Raw genomic sequence first — 19230 nt, 5'->3', positions numbered from 1 at the left:
GAGTTTGTTCTGAAAACAAAAAACCGCCTGGCGGCGGTTTTTCATACTCAACTTGATTCATTTTTTGGAGTTGCTAGCAGCCCAAGGCAAGTTTTCCAGCGAGGCCAACAAACTCGAAGACGTGTTGGACAACTGCCCTACCAACATATCCATGGCGTTGAACTGCTTGTACAAACGCTCCTGCAACGAGGCAATGCGTCGATCGAGATCTTCCTTCTGTTTGTCGATCTTCGATATCGTCTCCGTCATTACCTTGTTGCGTTGCTCGAGTATGCCGCCAGTTTCCGTATAAGGCTTAAGCTTCTCATCGAGCCGAGTAGCAAGGCCTTTCTCCCCGGCGAAGAGGCCGGAAAGCGCTTCAAAACTGCCATCCATCACCGCAGCCAGCTTGTCGTCGTCGACCTTCAGCGTACCGTCTTTCTGCGTAGTGATACCAATATCGGTGAGGGCGCGGATGCTGCCAGAGCCCTGCACGGATACCAATTCGTTGCGAATCGTATTAAGCAACGTACGGGCGGTAGCGTCACCCACCAACGCTCCGGTTACCGGGGCCTTGTCATCTCCCACCGTCGTGACTTTGGTTTGAGAGTTAATCACGCCGATTAACTTGTTGTACGCATCGACGAACGACTGAACCTGCTTCTTGACCCCAGCTTCATCCAGCGTCACGCCCACAGTGAGCGGCTTTCCAGCTTCTGTCTCACCCTTCAACTCCAGCGTCACCCCTTCGATGGCGCTGGTGATCGTGTTGGTCTTGCTGGTAACGCTGAGGCCGTCAACGATTAGCAGGGCACTCTGGGCCGCCGAAATAACGCCCGCCGAACCATCAGCGCCCGGCTTCGCGACACCGCCAGCAAACTCAAGCTTGGATAGATCGCCAGTAGGCGCACCCACCGCGACGGCGATGTCTTCACCCGCCCCGGTAGTTGTACTACTGAGCACCAGGCGGGAACCGGCATCGTCGGTCACGATGGTGGCGGAAACGCCCTTCTCCGCGCCTGCCTTGTTTATCGCATCACGAATGCCGGCCAAGGTGTTGTTGCTGTCGTCCACCGTGATGGCGGGCAGCTCGGTACCGCCTACGCTTACCGTCAGCGTACCGGTTCCGAGCTTGATGGGGTTCTCAGGGTCATCCTGGAATGCCTGAAGCGCCACCTTGCTGCCGGCGGCAAGCTGAGTGACCGCCACCGTATAACTGCCCGCGCCTGCAGTTACCCCGGCTTTGACCGAAAGCAGGTCGGAATTGGAGGAAGAGGCAGCACGGGCCTGGAACAACTCAGGCTTGTTCAGGTTACCCAGCGCCGTCTGAAATTCACTGATTGCGCTTTTGAGTGTGCCGATGGCGGTAATCCGCGTGGTGGTCTTGGACTCAAGCGTCTTGAGTTGTGACTCTTTCGGCGCGCGCTCGGCCGCCACCATGCCAGCCACGATGCTGTCGATGTCGATACCGGAACCAATGCCCGTTACGCCCGCCATAGCCTCACCTCGTCAATTAAATCACGTTCTGTCGCGAAACAAACCTGCCATCAAGAACCATGCCGCTTATGCCTTGGTTTCGAACAACAGGCTACGCATCTCGTCAAGCCGCTCAGCCAAGCGCAGGATTTCTTCCGAAGGAATCTGGCGTACTACCTTGCCCGACTCGCCATCAACGACCTGCACAACCACGTCGCCCGTCGAGTCGTCGACACTAAAACTCAAATCCCGCTGCAGATTCTGAACCTGCGAGCGGAGGCGATCCACCACTTCCCCGATCCCCTCCGCTCCCATTGCACGCCCTTCGTCGGCTGGCGCAGGCTCTTGCCGGCCGGACGACGAAAGCCCAGGCTCCCGAAGAAGACTGGGTGAGGAACCTGAAGCGGCTGAAGAAATGGCCATTCCAGACATTTTTGCGACGTCCATGATTCACCTCGTAAATGAATCGATGGGGAAGCAGCCAAGCCGCTTCCCCATCCTTTGCGCCGTTCCTGTTCCTGCTTTTACTGCAGCAAGCTGAGGACTGCCTGCGGCAGCTGCTTGGCCTGGGCCAGGATCGCAGTACCGGCCTGCTGCAGAATCTGGTTCTTGCTCAGATTTGCAGTTTCGGCAGCGAAGTCAGTGTCCTCGATACGGCCGCGAGCAGCAGATACGTTCTCGGAGATGCTCTGCAGGTTCGCGATGGTGTTGTCGAAGCGGTTCTGCACAGCACCGAGGTCGGCACGCTGAGAGTCGATCATCTTGATTGCATCATCGATAACCAGGACTGCGCTTTGTGCGCCCTTAGAGGTGGTGATGTCAATTTCGCCAACCTCATCCGCTGTGCCAGCGGCCATAGTCCCAGTGGCAAAGCCCAGATCACCGAACTCAGTTGCGGAAGCTGCATCGAACGCGAGAATATCCACATGAGCTTCAAGCGTGCCTGTGCCGTCATCTACGGCCTTCGACACATACTCAATTTCGTCACTGCTGTTTACAAATGCACCGATGCCGATATTTGCGTCGTTTACCGCGGCAGCAACCTTCTCAGCCACTTCTTTTGCAGTTTCAGTCCCAGTAAATTCGACGTCTATACCTTGAGTCGTACCGTCGGAGAACGTCGCCGTTAGTGTTCCGGATTTCACGGCACCAGTCGCCGGAGCTGTCGCTGCCTCGGTAGACGTAGTTTCAAAGTAAGTACCCTTCAGCGAACTCGAACTCATTTTATCGATGCTTACGCTAATGATTTCGTTCGCAGCGGCACCTACTTGGAAGCTAGCTGTACCAAACGTACCATCCAGCAACTGACGACCACCGAAGGTCGTGGTATTGCTGATCCGGTCCAATTCTTTCTTCAGCTGACCAACTTCGGAGTTCAGCGCCTCGCGCTCGGAATCGCTGTTCGAACCGTTAGCCGACTGCAGGGCCAGATCACGCATACGCTGCAGGATGTTGGTGGACTGCTGCAGGGCGCCTTCAGCGGTCTGAGCCAGGGAGATACCGTCGTTGGCGTTGCGAACCGCGACGCCCAGACCGTTGACCTGGCTGGTCAGGCGGTTGGCGATCTGCAGGCCGGCGGCGTCGTCTTTGGCGCTGTTGATGCGGCTACCGGTGGACAGGCGCTGCATCGAAGTGGCCAGCGCGTTGGACGAGCTGTTCAGGTTACGCTGGGTGTTCAGCGAAGGGATGTTGGTATTGACGGTAAGAGCCATGGTGTTTGCCTCCAAAGGCGCTAGTTACTTAGGGTTGCCTGAGCTTGCGACTCCGGGCCGGCTTGTGCCCAGGCACCCATTGAGTTCGCATTCGATTAGCTTATCGGCGCCGTTTGGGTTGGCTTTAGGGCAGATTCGAACTTTTTCGTGAGCCCGGTACCGCTCCAACGCTACGCCAGCACATCCATACTGCGGACTTGCTTGACTAGCTTTTCGGGTGAAGCGGGGAAAACTTTAGGGGATGGCTGAAGCCGTTTCCCTGGCCCGTCGTCAACGGGAGCTCGCTCACTGCTGGTGAGCTTTGCTGGCGCGTCCCGGCCAAGGCCGCCCCCACAGATTCGGTGAAACCATTTGGGGAGCGGGTATGACAGCGAAGCTCGCGGGATGAGGCGTTGCTGACGCGCTACATACTTGCCGAACCAAGCTGAGCGAGGCACTCGAGGAATTGCGCTTCGTCGAGCACCGTCACGCCGAGTTCGTTGGCTTTGGTGAGCTTCGAGCCCGCGCCTGGGCCCGCTACTACGCAGTTGGTTTTGGCGGATACGGACCCGGCGACCTTTGCCCCCAAAGCCTCCAGCCGCGCCTTGCCTTCATCACGACTCATGGTTTCCAGCGTGCCGGTCAGTACCCAGGTCTGCCCGGCCAGCGGCAGGCCTTCCGCAGATTTCCTCTCGCTCTCCCAGTGCATACCGAAATCCCGCAACTGCGCTTCGATAGCGCGGGCGCGTTCGGTGTTCTCGGGTTTGTCGAAGTAGTCGCGCAGTGAGCGTGCGGCCTTTTCGGTGAGGCGCTTTACCTGACGCAGGTCGAGCCAGTCGGCGGCGATGATTGCCTCGAGCGTGCGGAAGCGCTCTGCCAGGCGCTGCGCACCCGTGCGGGCGATATGAGGAATGTTGAGCCGGTCGAGCAGGTCAGCCAGCGTCGCGCAGCCTGCGAATTCAGGATGTACCTCGCCCTCCTCCTGCGGCTCGACACCGCGTTCGCGCAGCAGCGCGATGACCGTGCGGTTGTGTTCGTCCTCGAAGAAGCTATGGATTTCATGAGCGACTTCGAGCCCCACGTCAGGCAGGTAGACGAGCACGTCCGGCAATGCCCGGCTGATTCGCTCCAGGGAACCCAGCGCGCGTGCCAGCAATTTGGCGGTTTCCTCACCGACGTCTGGTATCCCGAGGGCGTAGACGAACCTTGCGAGATTCGGTTTGCGACTAGCATCGATGGCGTTGAGCAGGTTACGCGTGGATATTTCGGCGAAACCTTCCAGATCGATGACCTGCTCATGGGTCAGGCAGTAGAGATCCGCCGGCGATTTGACCAACCCTCTATCGACCAGCTGCTCAACGATCTTGTCGCCCAGGCCGTCGATATCCATCGCTCGGCGCGACACGAAATGGATGATCGCCTGCTTAAGCTGCGCCTGGCAGGCCAGCCGGCCGACGCAGCGGTAGATCGAGCCTTCGCTGACCGATTCACGTCCCTTGCTGCGCTTGATCAGCTGGGTCCGCTCCACGGCAGAACCACACACCGGGCACTGCTCCGGCACATGCACGGCGCGGGCATCGGTCGGGCGACGCTCGGCGATTACGCCGAGAATCTGCGGAATGACATCACCGGCGCGGCGCACGATTACCGTATCGCCGATCATCACGCCCAGACGTGCAACTTCGTCCATGTTGTGCAGGGTTGCGTTGGACACCGTAACGCCCGCCACCTGCACGGGCTTTAGCCGTGCGACCGGGGTGATCGCACCGGTGCGGCCGACCTGGAATTCCACATCGAGCAGTTCGGTGATTTCCTCCCGCGCGGGAAACTTGTGGGCGATGGCCCAGCGCGGCTCGCGCGCCCGAAAGCCCAGCTCACGCTGCTGCGCGACCGCGTTGACCTTGAACACCACACCGTCGATTTCGTAAGGCAGCGCGTCGCGCTTTTCACCGATGGCGTCGTAATAGGCGCGGCATTCGGCGACGCCCTTGGCCAGTTTCAGCTCACGGCTGATGGGCAGACCCCAACCTTTCAAGGCCTGGAGAATACCGATGTGCGTGTCAGGCAGTTCGCCGTCGCTGCGGCCGACGCCGTAGGCACACAGTTCGAGCGGACGGCTGGCAGTGATCTTCGAATCCAACTGACGCAGGCTTCCAGCAGCGGCGTTGCGAGGATTGGCGAAGGGTTTGCCGCCGCTTTCCAGCTGTCGCGCGTTGAGCGCTTCGAAGCCGGCCTTCGGCATGTAGATCTCGCCGCGCACCTCGAGTACCGCAGGCCAGCCACTGCCATGCAGCTTCAATGGAATGTTGCGTACGGTGCGCACGTTGGCGCTGATGTCCTCACCCGTGCTGCCATCGCCCCGGGTGGCGCCGCGCACCAGATGACCGTTCTCATAAAGCAGGCTGACCGCCAGACCATCCAGTTTGGGTTCGCAGCTGTACTCGACCACAGCGTCATCGCCGAACAGGTCGCCCGCCGGCAGATCCAGCCCTTCGCGCACGCGGCGGTCGAAATCGAGCAGATCCTGCTCCTCGAAGGCATTGCCCAGACTCAGCATCGGCACTTCGTGGCGCACCTGACCGAACGCCGCCAGTGCCGCTCCGCCGACCCGCTGGGTCGGCGACTCGGGCGTCACCAGCTCCGGGTGCTCCGCCTCAAGCGACTTGAGTTCGTTGAACAGGCGGTCGTACTCCGCATCGGGAACGCTGGGTTCGTCGAGCACGTAGTAGCGGTAGTTGTGGGCGTCGATTTCGCTGCGTAGTTCGGCAATACGCTCGGCGGCGGTTTGGGCGGAAGGCATAGGGACGGAGCCGTGACTGGGGCTGTGCTGATTCAGACCGCATCAGCGCGCCTTGGTTGATATGGAAGGCGTCGGATTCTAGCCGAATGCGAGTCCGAAGGCAGGTCTGCGGGTTCTGTTGGCTGGGGTCGGGCTGGGCAGGCAGCGTTGCGTGACGATGCGCTGAAGCGAAGTGCCGGTGGGCTGAAGCCCACCCTACGACAGTCTGCAGAGCGAGGAGGCAGGCCAGTGAAAGCGAGCCTGCCCAATCAAACGCAACACCGGGCGCGAGGCCCGGTGCGGTGAGTTATCAGCGTTGCTTGATGGTCATCTGTCGGCGTTCGAACTCGACGATGCGCTGGCGGTAGTGTTCGATGGTCTGGGCGGTCAGCACACTGCGCTGGTCGTCCTTCAGCTCGCCGTTGAGCTCCTGGGACAGCTTGCGCGCCGCGGCGACCATGACATCGAAGGCCTGCTTGGGATGACGCGGCCCCGGCAGACCAAGGAAGAAGCTCACGGCCGGCGTGGTGAAATGATCGATATCGTCCAGATCGAAGGTGCCGGGCTTGACTGCATTGGCCATGGAGAACAGCACCTCACCGTTCCCGGCCATGCTTTCGTGGCGGTGGAAGATGTCCATCTCACCGAAGCGCAGGCCGCTTTCCAGGATGTTCTGCAGCAATGCCGGGCCACGGAAGCCGTGCGGATCGCGGCAGATGACGTTGATGACCAGCACTTCTTCCACCGGTGCCTGCTCTTTCGCCGGCTGCGCCTCGACATCGTCCGCGTCGCCGACGACCGGATCCAGCAGGGTCGGCACCGGCTCGTCAGTGCTCAGTTGCAGATCGCCCTGGTAAGGCTCGCCATGCCGGCGCTTCTTGCCCACGTCGCGACCAGACTGGCGGGCGCTCACCGGCGGCATGTCGGCTTCGTCCAGCGAAGGCTCATGCTCACGATCCACCACGCGAGCCGGCCCTAACAGCTCGGTGGAATCATCGACATCGGGAAGGTTGGAAAGGCTGCGGTCCAGCTTGAATTTCAGCTTGCCCTTGCCACCGCGCATGCGACGCCAGCCGTCGAACAAAATGCCGGCAATGACGATGATGCCGATGACGATCAGCCACTCGCGCAGACCGATATCCATTAATGCATTAACCTCTGAATTCGATGATAAAGACGCAACAAGCGGTCACCTGGGACTGCTCTCAGCGCATCGTAAAAATTGTGCCCTAAGCTAGCACGACGAACGGTAAATTTGCACCGTGCGGTAGTTCTCTTTTTATGGGCTCTTCAGTATCAAAAACGCTCAAATGCGCGGCTTAATCCTCATGCTTCGGCCAGTGCCACAGCCTGTTCGACATCGACTGCCACCAACCGTGAACAACCCGGTTCATGCATCGTCACACCCATGAGCTGATCGGCCATTTCCATGGCGATCTTGTTGTGGGTGATATAGATGAACTGCACTTTCTCCGACATTTCCTTGACCAGTCGCGCATAACGGCCGACGTTGGCGTCGTCCAGTGGCGCATCGACTTCATCCAGCATGCAGAACGGCGCCGGGTTTAGCTGGAAGATCGCAAACACCAGCGCCAGCGCAGTCAATGCCTTTTCGCCGCCGGAAAGCAGGTGAATGGTGCTGTTCTTCTTTCCGGGCGGACGCGCCATGATCGCCACCCCGGTATCGAGTAAATCTTCTCCGGTAAGTTCCAGATAAGCATTGCCGCCGCCGAACACTTTCGGAAAGAGCGCCTGCAGGCCACTGTTGATCTGGTCGAAGGTTTCCTTGAAGCGGTTGCGGGTTTCACGGTCGATCTTGCGGATGACGTTTTCCAGCGTGTCCAGCGCTTCGACGAGGTCGTCGTTCTGCGCATCGAGATAGCGCTTGCGTTCGGACTGCTGCTGATATTCGTCGATCGCCGCCAGGTTGATCGGCCCCAGACGCTGGATACGCTGAGCCAAGCGCTCCAACTCAGCTTCCCAGGCCTGTTCACTGGCGTCGCCGGCTAGCGTGGCGAGCACGCCGTGCAGGTCGTAGCCGTCCTCGTGCAGCTGATCCTGCAGCGCCTTGCGCCGGACGCTCAGTTCTTGCCAACCCAGGCGCTGTTGCTCCAGTTGCCCCCGCAGCAACTGCGCCTGTTGTTCGGCCTGGGTACGGCGTTTCTCGGCATCGCGCAGTTCGCGATCGGCGTCTTCCAGCGCCAGACGCGCATGCTTGAGCTCGTCCTCGACGCCCATGCGCCGCTCCAGCAGCTCTTCGAGCTTCATGCGCAGCTCTTCCAGCGGTGCCTCACCCTCCTCCAGGTTCAGCGTCAGCTGCTCGCGGCGCTCGATGGCGCGTTCGAACTGCTGTTCCAACCGATCCAGAGCCTGGCGCGTCGACTCGTGCTGCGCCCTGAGCGAACCGACCCGCAGCGCCAGCTGGTGGGCATGATCCTTATGCTGCCGCGCCTCCTGGCGAATACGATCGAGCCGCTCACGGATGCCATCGCGGCTGGCCAGCAGCGTCTCGCGCTGCTCGGTATCCTGCGCCATCGCTTCCAGCGCTTCCTGCAGCTGCAGGCGCGCTTCGCCCAGCTGTTCGGTCTCGATCTCGCGCTGTTCCTGCTGCTCGGCCAGCTCCTCGTCCAGCCGACGACGGCGCAGCGCCAGCTGTTCCAGGCGTGCCTGGCCGGCCGACAGCTTGGCCTTGAGGTCGCCATGCTTGCGTGCTTCTTCCTGTTGCTGACGACGCTGCTGTTCGCGCTCGCCTTCCAGACGGGACTGCTCGCCGCCCAGCACGGCGATTCGGTCCTCCATCGTCGCCAGGCTCGCTTCGCGCTCGTCACGCTCGGCCAGCAAGCGCTGCAGCTCCTGACCGCGCGCCAGTACGCCGGACTCTGCCTCGCTCGCGCGACGCACACGCAGAAAATGCCGGCCGACCCAATAGCCATCGCGGCTGACCACACTCTCGCCCTCGACCAGCGACGCGCGCGCGGCCAGTGCCTGCTCCAGCGATTCGACCGGCCGCACGCGGCCCAGCCATGGCGAAAGATCCTGCGCCGACTCGACCCGTTCCAGCAGACTGCCAGGGCAGCGGACACCGCCAAGCGACGCGTTGGCCAGGTTTAGCTCGCCCTGCTGGAAGCCCGCAAGCTCGACCTCGGCGAAATCATCCAGCAGCACCGCCTGCAGATCCGCGCCCAGCACGGTTTCCACCGCCAGTTCCCAGCCTGGCTCGACGCGCAGCCCATCGGCCAGCCGCGGGCGCTGCTCCAGCCCCTGTTCGCGCAACCATTCAGCGACGCCCTTACCCGGCTCCATCGCCGCCTGCTGCAACGCCTCCAGCGACGCGATTCGCCCATTCAGGCGCTGCAGTTCACCTTGCGCCTGCTGCTGGGTTCGGGTCGCCAGCTGCAACTCTTCACGCAACTGCTCAAGACGTTCATTGAGCGCTTCGCCCGCCGCGGCGAATGCTTCGAGCTCGAGCTCACTAGCGGCAAGCTGCTCGTCCAACTCAAGGATCGCGACATCTTCCGGGTCGGCCGCCAGCAACGCTCGCTCGTCATCCAGACGGCGCTGCCGCTCGGCCAGGCGCTCAAGGCTCTGCTCCAGCTGCTGGATGCGCGACTGCTGCACTTCCGCGGCGCGGCGCGGCTCGGCGCTGTGCTGGTTGAAGCGCTCCCACTGCTCCTGCCAGGCCTGCATGGCGGATTCGGCTTCTTCCAGCTGGGCGGCAGACTCCTCGGCAGCAGCGTCGGACAGCTCCTGCTCCGGCTCGAGCATCGCCAGCTCCTCGCCGAGCGTGGCCAGCAGCGTGCGGTCGTGGCCAAGGTGCGACTCGGTCTCAAGGCGCGCCTGTTCTGCCTCACGCAGATCGTCCTGCAACTGACGCAGGCGCTGCTGCCCATGCTGGATGCTTTGCTCGACGCGCGCGATGTCGCCGCCGACCGAATAGAAGCGACCCTGCACCTGATTGAACCGTTCGGACAGCTCATGGTGACCGTCCCGCAGGCGCTCGATGCTCGCATCGGCGCTGCGCTGTTCGGCCACCAGCGCTTCGAAGGCGACCTCCTGATCACCGATGACCTGCTCGCGCTGGCCCACCTGCTCGTTCAAGGCCTGCCAACGAAGTGCCGACAGCTGCGCCTTGAGCTGGCGCTCTTCGGCCTTGTATTCCTGATACTTCTCCGCCGACTGCGCCTGACGGTGCAGGCGTTCGAGCTGGCGTTCCAGCTCTTCGCGCAGGTCGGTCAGGCGCGCCAGATTCTCGTGAGTGCGGCGGATGCGATTCTCGGTTTCGCGCCGGCGCTCCTTGTACTTGGAGATGCCGGCCGCCTCTTCGATGAAGTTGCGCAGATCCTCCGGCTTGGCCTCGATCAGCTTGGAGATCATGCCCTGCTCGATGATCGAATAGCTGCGCGGCCCGAGCCCGGTGCCGAGGAAGATGTCGGTGATGTCGCGGCGCCGACACTTCACCCCGTTGAGAAAGTAGGTGTTCTGCGAATCACGGGTGACGCGACGGCGGATGGAGATTTCGGCAAAGGCGGCGTACTCGCCGGTAAGCGTGCCATCGGAATTGTCGAAGATCAGCTCGATGCTCGCCTGGGTCACCGGCTTGCGCGTGTTGGAGCCATTGAAGATGACGTCGGTCATCGACTCGCCGCGCAGGTTCTTCGCCGAGCTTTCGCCCATGACCCAGCGTACGGCGTCGATGATGTTGGATTTGCCGCAGCCGTTCGGGCCGACCACCGCCGCCATGTTGCTGGGGAAGCTGACCGTGGTGGGATCGACGAAGGACTTGAAGCCGGCGAGTTTGATGCTTTTCAGTCGCATGCGGCCTATCCGTGGCGATCAGCGGGAAAACGAACAAGCGGAGTCGCCATGAGCATCGGGATTCCTGGCATCGATTGGGCTACTGGCAAGAAGCCGCGAAGCTTATCACGGCGCCCCGGCTGTCTCGCAGCGCGTCGGCGCACAGAAACGCAGCCGCGCACCTCGCCATGCTCTATGGCGACAGGAGGAACACAGGAATGAAGCGCCATTCGGTGAATGGACGACGAAACGGTCTCAGCCGCCGGTCATGCTCATGAAACGCACCACCTGGACTTGCTCGTCGGTGCGGAAGTGGTGCTTTTCCGGCTTGAGCTGCAGGGCATCCACCAGCGCATTGCGCAAGCGCTCGCTGTCACCCGGATAGCGGCGCATCAGGCTCTTCAGATCCAGCGCGCCCTCGTGGCCAAGACACAGCACCAACTTGCCCTCGGCTGTGATGCGCACACGGTTGCAGCTGCCGCAGAAGTTGTTGCTGTGCGGGGAGATGAAGCCGACCTGCGTCTCGCTGCCTGCCACCTGCCAGTAGCGCGAAGGGCCACCCGTGGCATGGCTGCTGCGCACAAGCGTATGGCGCGCCTCGATGCGCTCACGCACCTCGTCGCTGGAGCAGAAGGTGATCTGCCGCTGATGACTGGACACGCTGCCCAGTGGCATTTCCTCGATGAAGCTGATATCCAGCCCGCGCTCGATGGCGAATTCCACCAGATCGAGAATCTCGTCGTCGTTGCGGCCCTTCTGCACGACGCTGTTGAGTTTGATGCGCTTGAAGCCGGCGCTGCGCGCAGCCTCGATTCCTTCGAGCACCTGATCGAGCCGGTCACGCCGGGTCAGCTCGGCAAAACGCTCGCGCTTGAGCGAGTCGAGGCTGATGTTGAGCCGCTTGACGCCGGCTTCGTGCAGCGATGCAGCCAGGCTTGGCAACTGCGAGCCGTTGGTGGTGATGGCCAGATCCTCCAGCTCGCTGCGCTCGCCCAGGCGCGCCAGCAAGCTGGTCAGCCCCTTACGCACCAGCGGCTCGCCACCGGTCACGCGAATGCGCTTGACGCCCAGACTGATAAAGGCGTCGGCCACCGCATAGAGTTCTTCCAACGTGAGAATCTGCGCGCGAGGGGCAAAGACCATGTCCTCGCTCATGCAATAGGTGCAGCGAAAATCGCAGCGGTCGGTTACCGACAACCTCAGGTAAGTGATGCGCCGGCCGAATGGATCGACCAACTGGGAATCGGGCATGGAACTCTCCAACTGCTGGATGCGCCTGTAGTCAGACTATGCGCTAAGTACGATTCAGGCAAAGCGACGTTACCAATGGCGCAGCTGCAACGCCACCACGCGACATGCAGTCGCCGCAACGCAATGCTTTAATGGACCGATTTGGCAGGTGACCGCGAAATCTGCCACCCGTGCGAGAGACCACTGCGAATGGACAACGATTCCCTGAAAACGATGAGCTGGCGTGAGCGGCTATACACCATCATCTTTTTCACCAATACCCCGGCCGGCAAGCGTTTTGATACCTGGCTGCTGGTGATCATCTTCGCCAGCCTGATCGTGGTGATGTTCGACAGCATCGCCTCGTTCAACGAACGGCACGGCCAGCTGCTGACCGCCCTGGAGTGGGGTTTCACCGCGATCTTTGCCATTGAGTACGTGCTGCGCATCTACACCCACCCCGAACCACGCAAGTACATCTTCAGCTTTTACGGCGCGGTCGATCTGCTCTCGGTGCTGCCCGCCTTCATTGCGCTGCTGTTGCCCGACGCCCAGTATTTGCTGGTAGTTCGCGTCATACGCATGCTGCGGATCTTCCGCGTGCTCAAGCTCACCCCCTACCTCAGCCAGGCCAACTTTCTGCTCGTGGCGCTGCAGGGCAGCCGGCAGAAGATCATCGTTTTCCTCCTCAGCGTGACCACGCTGATCATCGTCTACGGCACGCTGATGTATGTGATCGAAGGGCCAAGCAATGGCTTCACCAGCATTCCGATAAGCATCTACTGGGCTGTGGTCACCCTGACCACTGTCGGCTTCGGCGATATCGTTCCGCATACCCCGTTGGGCAAGGCGCTGGCGACGATGGTGATGATCACCGGTTATTCGATCATCGCGGTACCGACCGGTATCTTCACCGCCGAGCTGGCCAACGCCATGCGCCAGGACAGCCTGCGCCACAATTGCCCTACCTGCGACAAGCTCACCCACGAACCCAATGCGGCGTTCTGCAGCCGCTGCGGCAGTCAACTGTTCGAGCCGAAGCAGCAGGACACTGCCGACTGAGCGCAGCGACCGCGCGCCCACCCGTACGCGCGGCGGCCACCTCGCTGATTACACCCGAACTGCCCACCAGCAGGGCTGTCACATCCTCAGATTCGCATCAGGCAGGATGGAGACCGGCATGCCCTTGCTCAAACTGCTGCACTTCGCCGCTCTGCTCTGCTGGTGCGGCTCGCTGCTGTATCTGCCGGCTCTGATCGCCGCCGGCACCAAGCGCAGCGACCAGCTCTTCTATCGCGACCATGCCCATCTTACCCGCATGGTCTTTACCCTCATCAGCACCCCCGCCGCACTGCTGGCCATCGGCTCCGGCACGGCGCTGTTCCTGCGCGACGGCACCCTGGCCGGCTGGCTGATCCTGAAACTCACGACGGTAACGGGGATGGCGCTCTGTCACGCACTGTGCGGCGTGCTGGTGCTGCGCATCGAACGCCAGCCGGAGCGTGGCGTCACATACCAATGCATGGCGCTGGGAGTACTGGTGCCGGTTCTGATTGCCCTGACCCTGTGGCTGGTACTGGCCAAACCCTTCTGACTCAAGGAATGACCACCTCGCATGACCGATCGCCCGGCCCGCCTCGACCATTCCCATCCCGCCTGCCCGAGCTGGCCGTCTCCGGCACGTCGTTGCGACGGCTCAGGGCGCCTGCTCGCCATCCAGATCCACACCGACCGCGTGCTCGTAGACCAGCCGCCCGCCAAGGAAAGCGGCCAGGGAAATCAGCACGGCCGTGAGCAGCGAGAGATACAGCCCCCACATCGCGTCGCCGTCTCCACTATCCAAGCCCTGGTAGCGCAGCAGCCAGTTCAACGAGGCCAGCGAGAGCATCATCACCGCGAGGATCGCATGGCACCAGGCGGTGACCTTGCGGCGGATCTGCTGGACCGAAACCAGGTCGATGATGCCGGCAATGCTGGCGATCCAGCCGCCGATCGCGCCGACGCCCGACAGCCACAACCCTGCGCGCCACCAGAACTCGTCGAGTGTCCACAAGTAGGCCAGGTCGGCCGGCACCAGCCCGATCAGCGCGGCGACCGGAAAGTGGATCATCATCGGGTGCAGCGGATGGCCACCAATGGCGGCGTTGCTATTGATGGACTCGCGTTCTATGGCCATCCAGCCCTCCCAGGCATTGAAGTGAAACGAGCCGTACGTGCGACGAGGCGAGACGGCAACCCTTTCAAATGGACCACACTGGCGCTGGCAGTTCCTTTGCTCGCTGCTTGCGACGGACCGCAATCGGCGCTTTCACCGGCCGGGCCGATGGCGCGCGACGTAGCGAACGTCTGGTGGGCTATGTTCGGTTTCTCCGTCGTGGTGCTGCTGACCGTAAGCGTGCTGTGGATCTACGCCATGCTGCGCCGCCCGCAAACCCACAGTGCCGAAGAGGCCAAGCGCATCAATCGGCGCTGGGTCATCGGCGGCGGTATCGTTCTGCCCACCGTCAGCATCATCGCCCTGCTGGCCTTCGGCATTCCCACCGGGCGCAGCATGTTGCCGCTGCCGGTCGAGGGCGAACAGCCGCTGCGGGTTCAGGTGATCGGCCATCAGTGGTGGTGGGAGGTGCGTTATCCGGAAAGCGGCGTGGTGACGGCCAACCAATTCATCCTGCCGGTGGACCGCCCCGTCGACGTCGAGGTCACCAGCGCCGACGTGATCCACTCATTCTGGGTGCCGCGCCTGGGGGGCAAGCTGGACATGGTCCCCGGGCGAACCAACACCTTGCGCCTGCAGGCGGCGCAGACTGGCGTCTTCCGCGGGCAGTGTTCTGAATTCTGCGGCAGCCAGCACGCGCACATGATCCTGCATGTCGAAGCGCTGGAAGCCGATGCGTTCGCCAGCTGGATCGAGGCCCGCACCGGGCGTGAGCACCAGCCGCCGGGCGGCGCCGCCGGCCAGGTGTTCGACGAGCGCTGCGGGCAGTGCCACCGCGTCGCCGGTGTCAGTGACGGCAATCGCGCCCCGGATCTGAGCGACCTGGCGACCCGCCCGACGCTGGGTGCCGGAGTGATTGCCAACGACGCCGAAGGCCTGCGCCGCTGGCTCAGCGATCATCAGAGCATCAAGCACGGCATTGCCATGCCCCGCCACGACGACATTCCCGAAGAAACCCTCGGCCAGCTTGCCGACTGGCTGGAGACGCTCGCTCCATGACCCCGACCCGTAACACTGGCGCGCCCGCCACCGACCCTGACCAGCTGCACGACCAGTTCAACGAGGTCTGGGGCAACCCGCGCGGCTGGCGCGCGCTGACCATCGTCAACCACACCAGCATCGGCCTTCGCTTCCTGGTCACCGGCGCCTTCTTCTTCCTCGTCGGCGGTTTGCTGGCGATGCTGATCCGCACGCAGCTCGCGCTGCCCGGCTACGAGCTGATGGAGCCGGACGTCTACAACCAGGTCTTCACCATGCATGGCACGGTGATGATGTTCCTCTTCGCCGTGCCGATGATGGAGGGGCTGGCGGTCTACCTGATCCCGAAGATGATCGGCGCCCGCGACCTGGTCTTTCCGCGGCTATCGGCGCTGGGCTACTACTGCTACCTGTTCGGCGGGCTGATCCTGCTGTCGAGCATCTTCCTCGACATCGCGCCGAAGGCCGGCTGGTTCATGTACACGCCGCTGTCCAGTTCAGCGCATACGCCGGGGGTGAACTCGGATTTCTGGCTGCTCGGCATCACCTTCGTGGAGATATCCGCGGTGTCGGCGGGGGTCGAGCTGGTGGTGTCGATCCTGCGCACCCGTACCAACGGCATGGCGCTGCACAAGATGCCGCTGTACGCCTGGTACATCCTGGTGATGGCCATGATGATCGTAGTCGGCTTCCCGCCATTGATCCTCGGCTCCATTCTGCTGGAGCTGGAGCGCGCGGCCGGTATGCCATTCTTCGATGTCGCCCGGGGCGGCGACCCGGTGCTCTGGCAGCACCTGTTCTGGCTGTTCGGTCACCCCGAGGTGTACATCATCTTCCTGCCGGGCGCGGGAATCGTCTCGACGCTGATCCCGGTGTTCTGCCAGCGTCCGCTGGTGGGCTACCGCTGGGTGGTGCTGGGCGTGCTGACCACCGGCTTCATCAGTTTCGGGCTGTGGGTGCACCACATGTTCACGGTCGGCATTCCGCAGCTGGCCACAGCGTTCTTCTCGGCGGCGAGCATGCTGGTGGCGATCCCCACCGGGGTGCAGATCTTTGCCTGGCTGGCGACGCTCTGGCTCGGCAAGCCGGTATACAAGGTGCCAATGCTCTGGCTGGTGGGCTTTCTCATCGTCTTCGTCGCCGGCGGGCTGACCGGCGTGATGCTGGCACTGGTGCCGTTCGACTGGCAGGTGCACGACACCCATTTCGTGGTTGCGCACATGCACTACGTGCTGGTGGGCGGCATGGTCTTCCCGCTGATGGCCGGGCTGTATTACTGGCTGCCGCACTTCTCCGGCCGCATGCCCTCGGCCAAGCTCGGCCGCTGGGGCTTCTGGCTGTTCTTCATCGGCTTCAACGTCACCTTCATGATCATGCACTGGACCGGCCTGATCGGCATGCCGAGACGGGTCTATACCTATGACACCGGCCTCGGCTGGGACATGCCCAACCTGGTGTCCTCGGTCGGCAGCTTCATCATGGCGGTGGGCGTGGCAACCATCCTGCTGGATATCGTCCTGCACTTTCGTTTCGGCGTTCCGGCGCCGAAGAACCCGTGGAACGCGGATACCCTGGAGTGGGCCACCAGCCTGCCACCGAGCGCCTACAACTTCGTCAGCCTGCCGGACGTGACCGATCGCCACCCGCTTTGGAAGGACCCGGACCTGCCCGACAGCGTTGCCCGCGGTGAGCACGCACTGACGGTAATCGATCATGGCCGACGGGAAACCTGGGGCAGCGACCCGCTGACCGGCAAGGTGCGTGAGATCATCCACCTGCCGGGCAACAGCTGGCTGCCGTTCATCGCATCGGTGTTCCTCGCGGTGCTCTGCCTGAGCCTGCTGAACAAGTTCTACTGGGTCGCGCTGGGCGCGACCGTGGCGACGCTGGTCGTGCTCTTTCGCTGGTCCTGGGAGAACGGCGCGCATCCAGCGGCCGCGCCGGATGCCCATACCCAGCCCGGCGAACCGCCGCTGCATTCACGCACGTTCGACGGGCCGGGCCTGTGGGGCATGGGCGTAACCCTGCTGGCCAACGGCGCGCTGTATCTGTCGCTGCTGTTCGGCTGGTTCTACCTGTGGACCGTTTCGCCACAATGGCAGGTGCCGGAGAGCCAGCTCAACGGTTGGCTGATGCTGGCCAGCACGCTGCTGCTGAGCGCCGGCACGCTCTGGCTGCACCGCCTGATCAAGCGCCTGCGGGCCGGCCCGCACAGCAGTTTGATGTCGCAGCTGGCATGGCTGGGGCTGCTGGCATTGACGCAGTCGGCGATGCTGCTGTGGCTGATGCTGAGCGCCGGGCTGGCGCCGACCGAAACCGCGCATGATGCGGTGATCTTCGTGATGCTGGCCTATAGCCTGATCCATTGCTCGCTGGCCGCAGTGCTCACCATCCTGCAGGCCTGGCGCGTACAGCTCGGCTATGTCGGCGACAAGGCGCCCTACGAACCGGTGGTGGTCGAGCAGCTCTGGTACTACAACCTCGGCGTGCTGTGGGTCAGTTACGCGGCCATCGTGCTGTTCCCTGCGACCTGGGGAGGTGTCTGATGAAATACGCGCGAACGTCGCCCTACCATCCGATCCAGATCCCGATCGGCCTGATCATCTGGAGCCTGTGGTTCATAGCCATGTATGGTGGCCAGGCGGTGATCTGCAAACTCAGCCCGCCCGACCCGGCCCAGGGCGTGTGGAACTGGCTGAATGCCAGCCTCGGCGTGCTCACTGTGCTGACTCTTGCGCTGCTGCTGTGGATGGCGCGCTATTTCTGGCGCCTGTCGCGCACACCCGAGGCGCTGAACGAGCGGCAGCAGTTCGTTACCAAGATCGCGGCGGGCATTCACTTCATCGCCGCCCTCGCCACGCTGTTCGTCGGTATTCCGCTGCTGCAGATACCGCCATGCCTGTGACCACCCGAACCAAGCGCTGGCTTTTTTCACCCCTACTGGCGATGACCATCAGCCTCGGCTTGCCCATGCCCGCGCTTGCCCACGGCCTGTTCGACGCCCATCTGCTCGACCGCGCACCCCTGCTGCTGACCGCCCTGCTGGTGGCTGCGGCCTGGCTGCTGTACCTGCTCGGTGGGCGCAAGGTGCCGCCGCGGCGCCATGAAGCCCTCTGCTTTCACGCGGCAATGCTGCTGGTGGTGTTCTCAGTGTTCGGCCCCATCGACGACTGGGCGGAAACCAGCACCGCCTGGCACATGACCCAGCACATGCTGTTCATCATCGTGATCGCCCCGCTGTGGGCGCTGGCCCGGCCGTTGCCGCAGTGGCGCGGGGTCACCGGGCGCTTCGCCCAGCCACTGTGGACCGGCATCCTGCGTGCCGGGCGCTACCCCACATTGCTGGCGCTGCTGCATGGCGCGGTGATCTGGATCTGGCACACACCGAAGCTCTATGTGCTGGCGCTGGACGACCTCTGGTGGCACGCCTTCGAGCATGCATGCTTCCTGTTCACCGGCTGGCTGTTCTGGTGGTCGGCGCTGCGCGCGAATCCGAAGCAGGTGCCACAGGCGCTGATGGCGGTGCTGCTGACGCTGATGCACACCGGTCTGCTGGGCGCCCTGCTCACCTTCGGTAGCGTGTCGTTCTACGGTGAAGGCCGCTCAGTGGAAGACCAGCAGCTGGCCGGTTTGATCATGTGGGTGCCGGGCGGGTTGATCTATCTGATCGGCGGCGGCTGGATCGCCTGGCGCTGGCTGACCCGCATGTGGCGGCGGCAGAACACGCGAGCCGCTGCCCCGGATACCTAAGGCTCAGCCAGGCATCACGTCTGCCGACGTCAGTCGACTTTCTTGCGAATCCAGTAGAGATAGGTGCCTGCGTCTTGCTGCTGTTCGACCAGATCATGGCCGAGGAACACGCAGAACTTGGGAATGTCGCGCTGGGTCGAGGGATCGGTGGCGATGACCTTGAGCATCGCCCCGCCAGCCAGGTCGCGCACCTTATTATGTAGCATCATCACTGGCTCGGGGCAGTTCAGGCCGGTGGCGTCGAGCACAGCGTCGACAGTCATTTCAGCTGATTGGCTCATCAGTGGGCTCCGGAAAACAGGCGTGCATTGTGGCGCAAGCGCGCGGACAGGTCATCC

Annotated in this window: 15 protein-coding genes; 6 read left to right on the top strand and 9 right to left on the bottom strand. The window is 62.6% G+C overall.

Annotated features, from left to right (window positions below; genetic code table 11):
* Nucleotides 1-57: 57 nt before the first annotated feature.
* From fliD to moaA, 7 genes are all read right to left on the bottom strand, one after another.
* Nucleotides 58-1476: a flagellar filament capping protein FliD gene (gene fliD, locus ACX1DW_RS05720; RefSeq protein WP_458992984.1), complete on the bottom strand. Its 1419-nt coding sequence runs from the start codon at nucleotides 1474-1476 to the stop codon at nucleotides 58-60.
* 66 nt (nucleotides 1477-1542) lie between these two features.
* Nucleotides 1543-1902 carry a flagellar protein FlaG gene (locus ACX1DW_RS05715; RefSeq protein WP_458992983.1) on the bottom strand — a complete coding sequence of 120 codons (360 nt, stop codon included), beginning with the start codon at nucleotides 1900-1902 and terminating at the stop codon, nucleotides 1543-1545.
* A gap of 77 nt (nucleotides 1903-1979) precedes the next feature.
* Complete coding sequence (locus ACX1DW_RS05710) at nucleotides 1980-3167, bottom strand: flagellin (protein ID WP_458992982.1); 1188 nt, start codon at nucleotides 3165-3167, stop codon at nucleotides 1980-1982.
* A gap of 403 nt (nucleotides 3168-3570) precedes the next feature.
* On the bottom strand, nucleotides 3571-5946 hold the full coding sequence (gene ligA, locus ACX1DW_RS05705) for an NAD-dependent DNA ligase LigA (RefSeq protein ID WP_458992981.1): 2376 nt from the start codon (nucleotides 5944-5946) through the stop codon (nucleotides 3571-3573).
* A 289-nt stretch (nucleotides 5947-6235) separates the two neighbouring features.
* A complete protein-coding gene (zipA, locus tag ACX1DW_RS05700) occupies nucleotides 6236-7069 on the bottom strand; it encodes a cell division protein ZipA (protein WP_458992980.1) in 834 nt (277 codons plus the stop codon).
* A gap of 182 nt (nucleotides 7070-7251) precedes the next feature.
* Complete coding sequence (gene smc, locus ACX1DW_RS05695; RefSeq protein WP_458992979.1) at nucleotides 7252-10740, bottom strand: chromosome segregation protein SMC; 3489 nt, start codon at nucleotides 10738-10740, stop codon at nucleotides 7252-7254.
* Between the two features lie 234 nt (nucleotides 10741-10974).
* The gene (gene moaA, locus ACX1DW_RS05690) at nucleotides 10975-11970 is read right to left on the bottom strand and encodes a GTP 3',8-cyclase MoaA (RefSeq protein WP_125886587.1); all 996 of its coding nucleotides are present in this window, start codon (nucleotides 11968-11970) and stop codon (nucleotides 10975-10977) included.
* Nucleotides 11971-12159: 189 nt separating this feature from the next.
* On the opposite strand from moaA, the gene ACX1DW_RS05685 reads away from it, so the two are divergent.
* Both ACX1DW_RS05685 and ACX1DW_RS05680 read left to right on the top strand, forming a co-directional pair.
* Nucleotides 12160-13011: an ion transporter gene (locus ACX1DW_RS05685; RefSeq protein WP_161612419.1), complete on the top strand. Its 852-nt coding sequence runs from the start codon at nucleotides 12160-12162 to the stop codon at nucleotides 13009-13011.
* A 118-nt stretch (nucleotides 13012-13129) separates the two neighbouring features.
* Nucleotides 13130-13543 (top strand): CopD family protein, encoded by a 414-nt coding sequence (locus ACX1DW_RS05680; protein WP_102841297.1) that lies wholly within the window; start codon nucleotides 13130-13132, stop codon nucleotides 13541-13543.
* Between the two features lie 102 nt (nucleotides 13544-13645).
* Here ACX1DW_RS05680 and ACX1DW_RS05675 read toward each other — a convergent pair whose 3' ends face one another.
* Nucleotides 13646-14125, bottom strand: a complete 480-nt coding sequence (locus ACX1DW_RS05675) for a DUF2231 domain-containing protein (protein WP_003301826.1) — start codon at nucleotides 14123-14125, stop codon at nucleotides 13646-13648.
* A gap of 147 nt (nucleotides 14126-14272) precedes the next feature.
* Here ACX1DW_RS05675 and coxB point away from each other — a divergent pair, with 147 nt between their 5' ends.
* From coxB to ACX1DW_RS05655, 4 genes are read left to right on the top strand one after another with little or no spacing between them, the layout of a single operon-like run.
* Nucleotides 14273-15163 carry a cytochrome c oxidase subunit II gene (gene coxB, locus ACX1DW_RS05670; RefSeq protein WP_208218228.1) on the top strand — a complete coding sequence of 297 codons (891 nt, stop codon included), beginning with the start codon at nucleotides 14273-14275 and terminating at the stop codon, nucleotides 15161-15163.
* Entirely contained in the window at nucleotides 15160-17688 is a 2529-nt protein-coding gene (ctaD, locus tag ACX1DW_RS05665; RefSeq protein WP_133456985.1) for a cytochrome c oxidase subunit I, read from the top strand. Before coxB ends, ctaD begins: the two co-directional genes overlap by 4 nt.
* The gene (locus ACX1DW_RS05660) at nucleotides 17688-18047 is read left to right on the top strand and encodes a hypothetical protein (RefSeq protein WP_063543383.1); all 360 of its coding nucleotides are present in this window, start codon (nucleotides 17688-17690) and stop codon (nucleotides 18045-18047) included. Before ctaD ends, ACX1DW_RS05660 begins: the two co-directional genes overlap by 1 nt.
* Nucleotides 18048-18088: 41 nt before the next feature.
* A complete protein-coding gene (locus ACX1DW_RS05655; RefSeq protein WP_110778998.1) occupies nucleotides 18089-18892 on the top strand; it encodes a cytochrome c oxidase assembly protein in 804 nt (267 codons plus the stop codon).
* Between the two features lie 29 nt (nucleotides 18893-18921).
* Here the strand turns inward: ACX1DW_RS05655 and tusA are convergent, their stop codons facing one another.
* Nucleotides 18922-19173: a sulfurtransferase TusA gene (tusA, locus tag ACX1DW_RS05650; RefSeq protein ID WP_063543387.1), complete on the bottom strand. Its 252-nt coding sequence runs from the start codon at nucleotides 19171-19173 to the stop codon at nucleotides 18922-18924.
* Between the last annotated feature and the right edge of the window lie 57 nt (nucleotides 19174-19230).

It is taken from the genome of Stutzerimonas sp. KH-1 (assembly GCF_054483855.1).
Note: the sequence above shows the minus strand (reverse complement) of the source record. Positions and strands in the feature narration are given on the sequence as shown.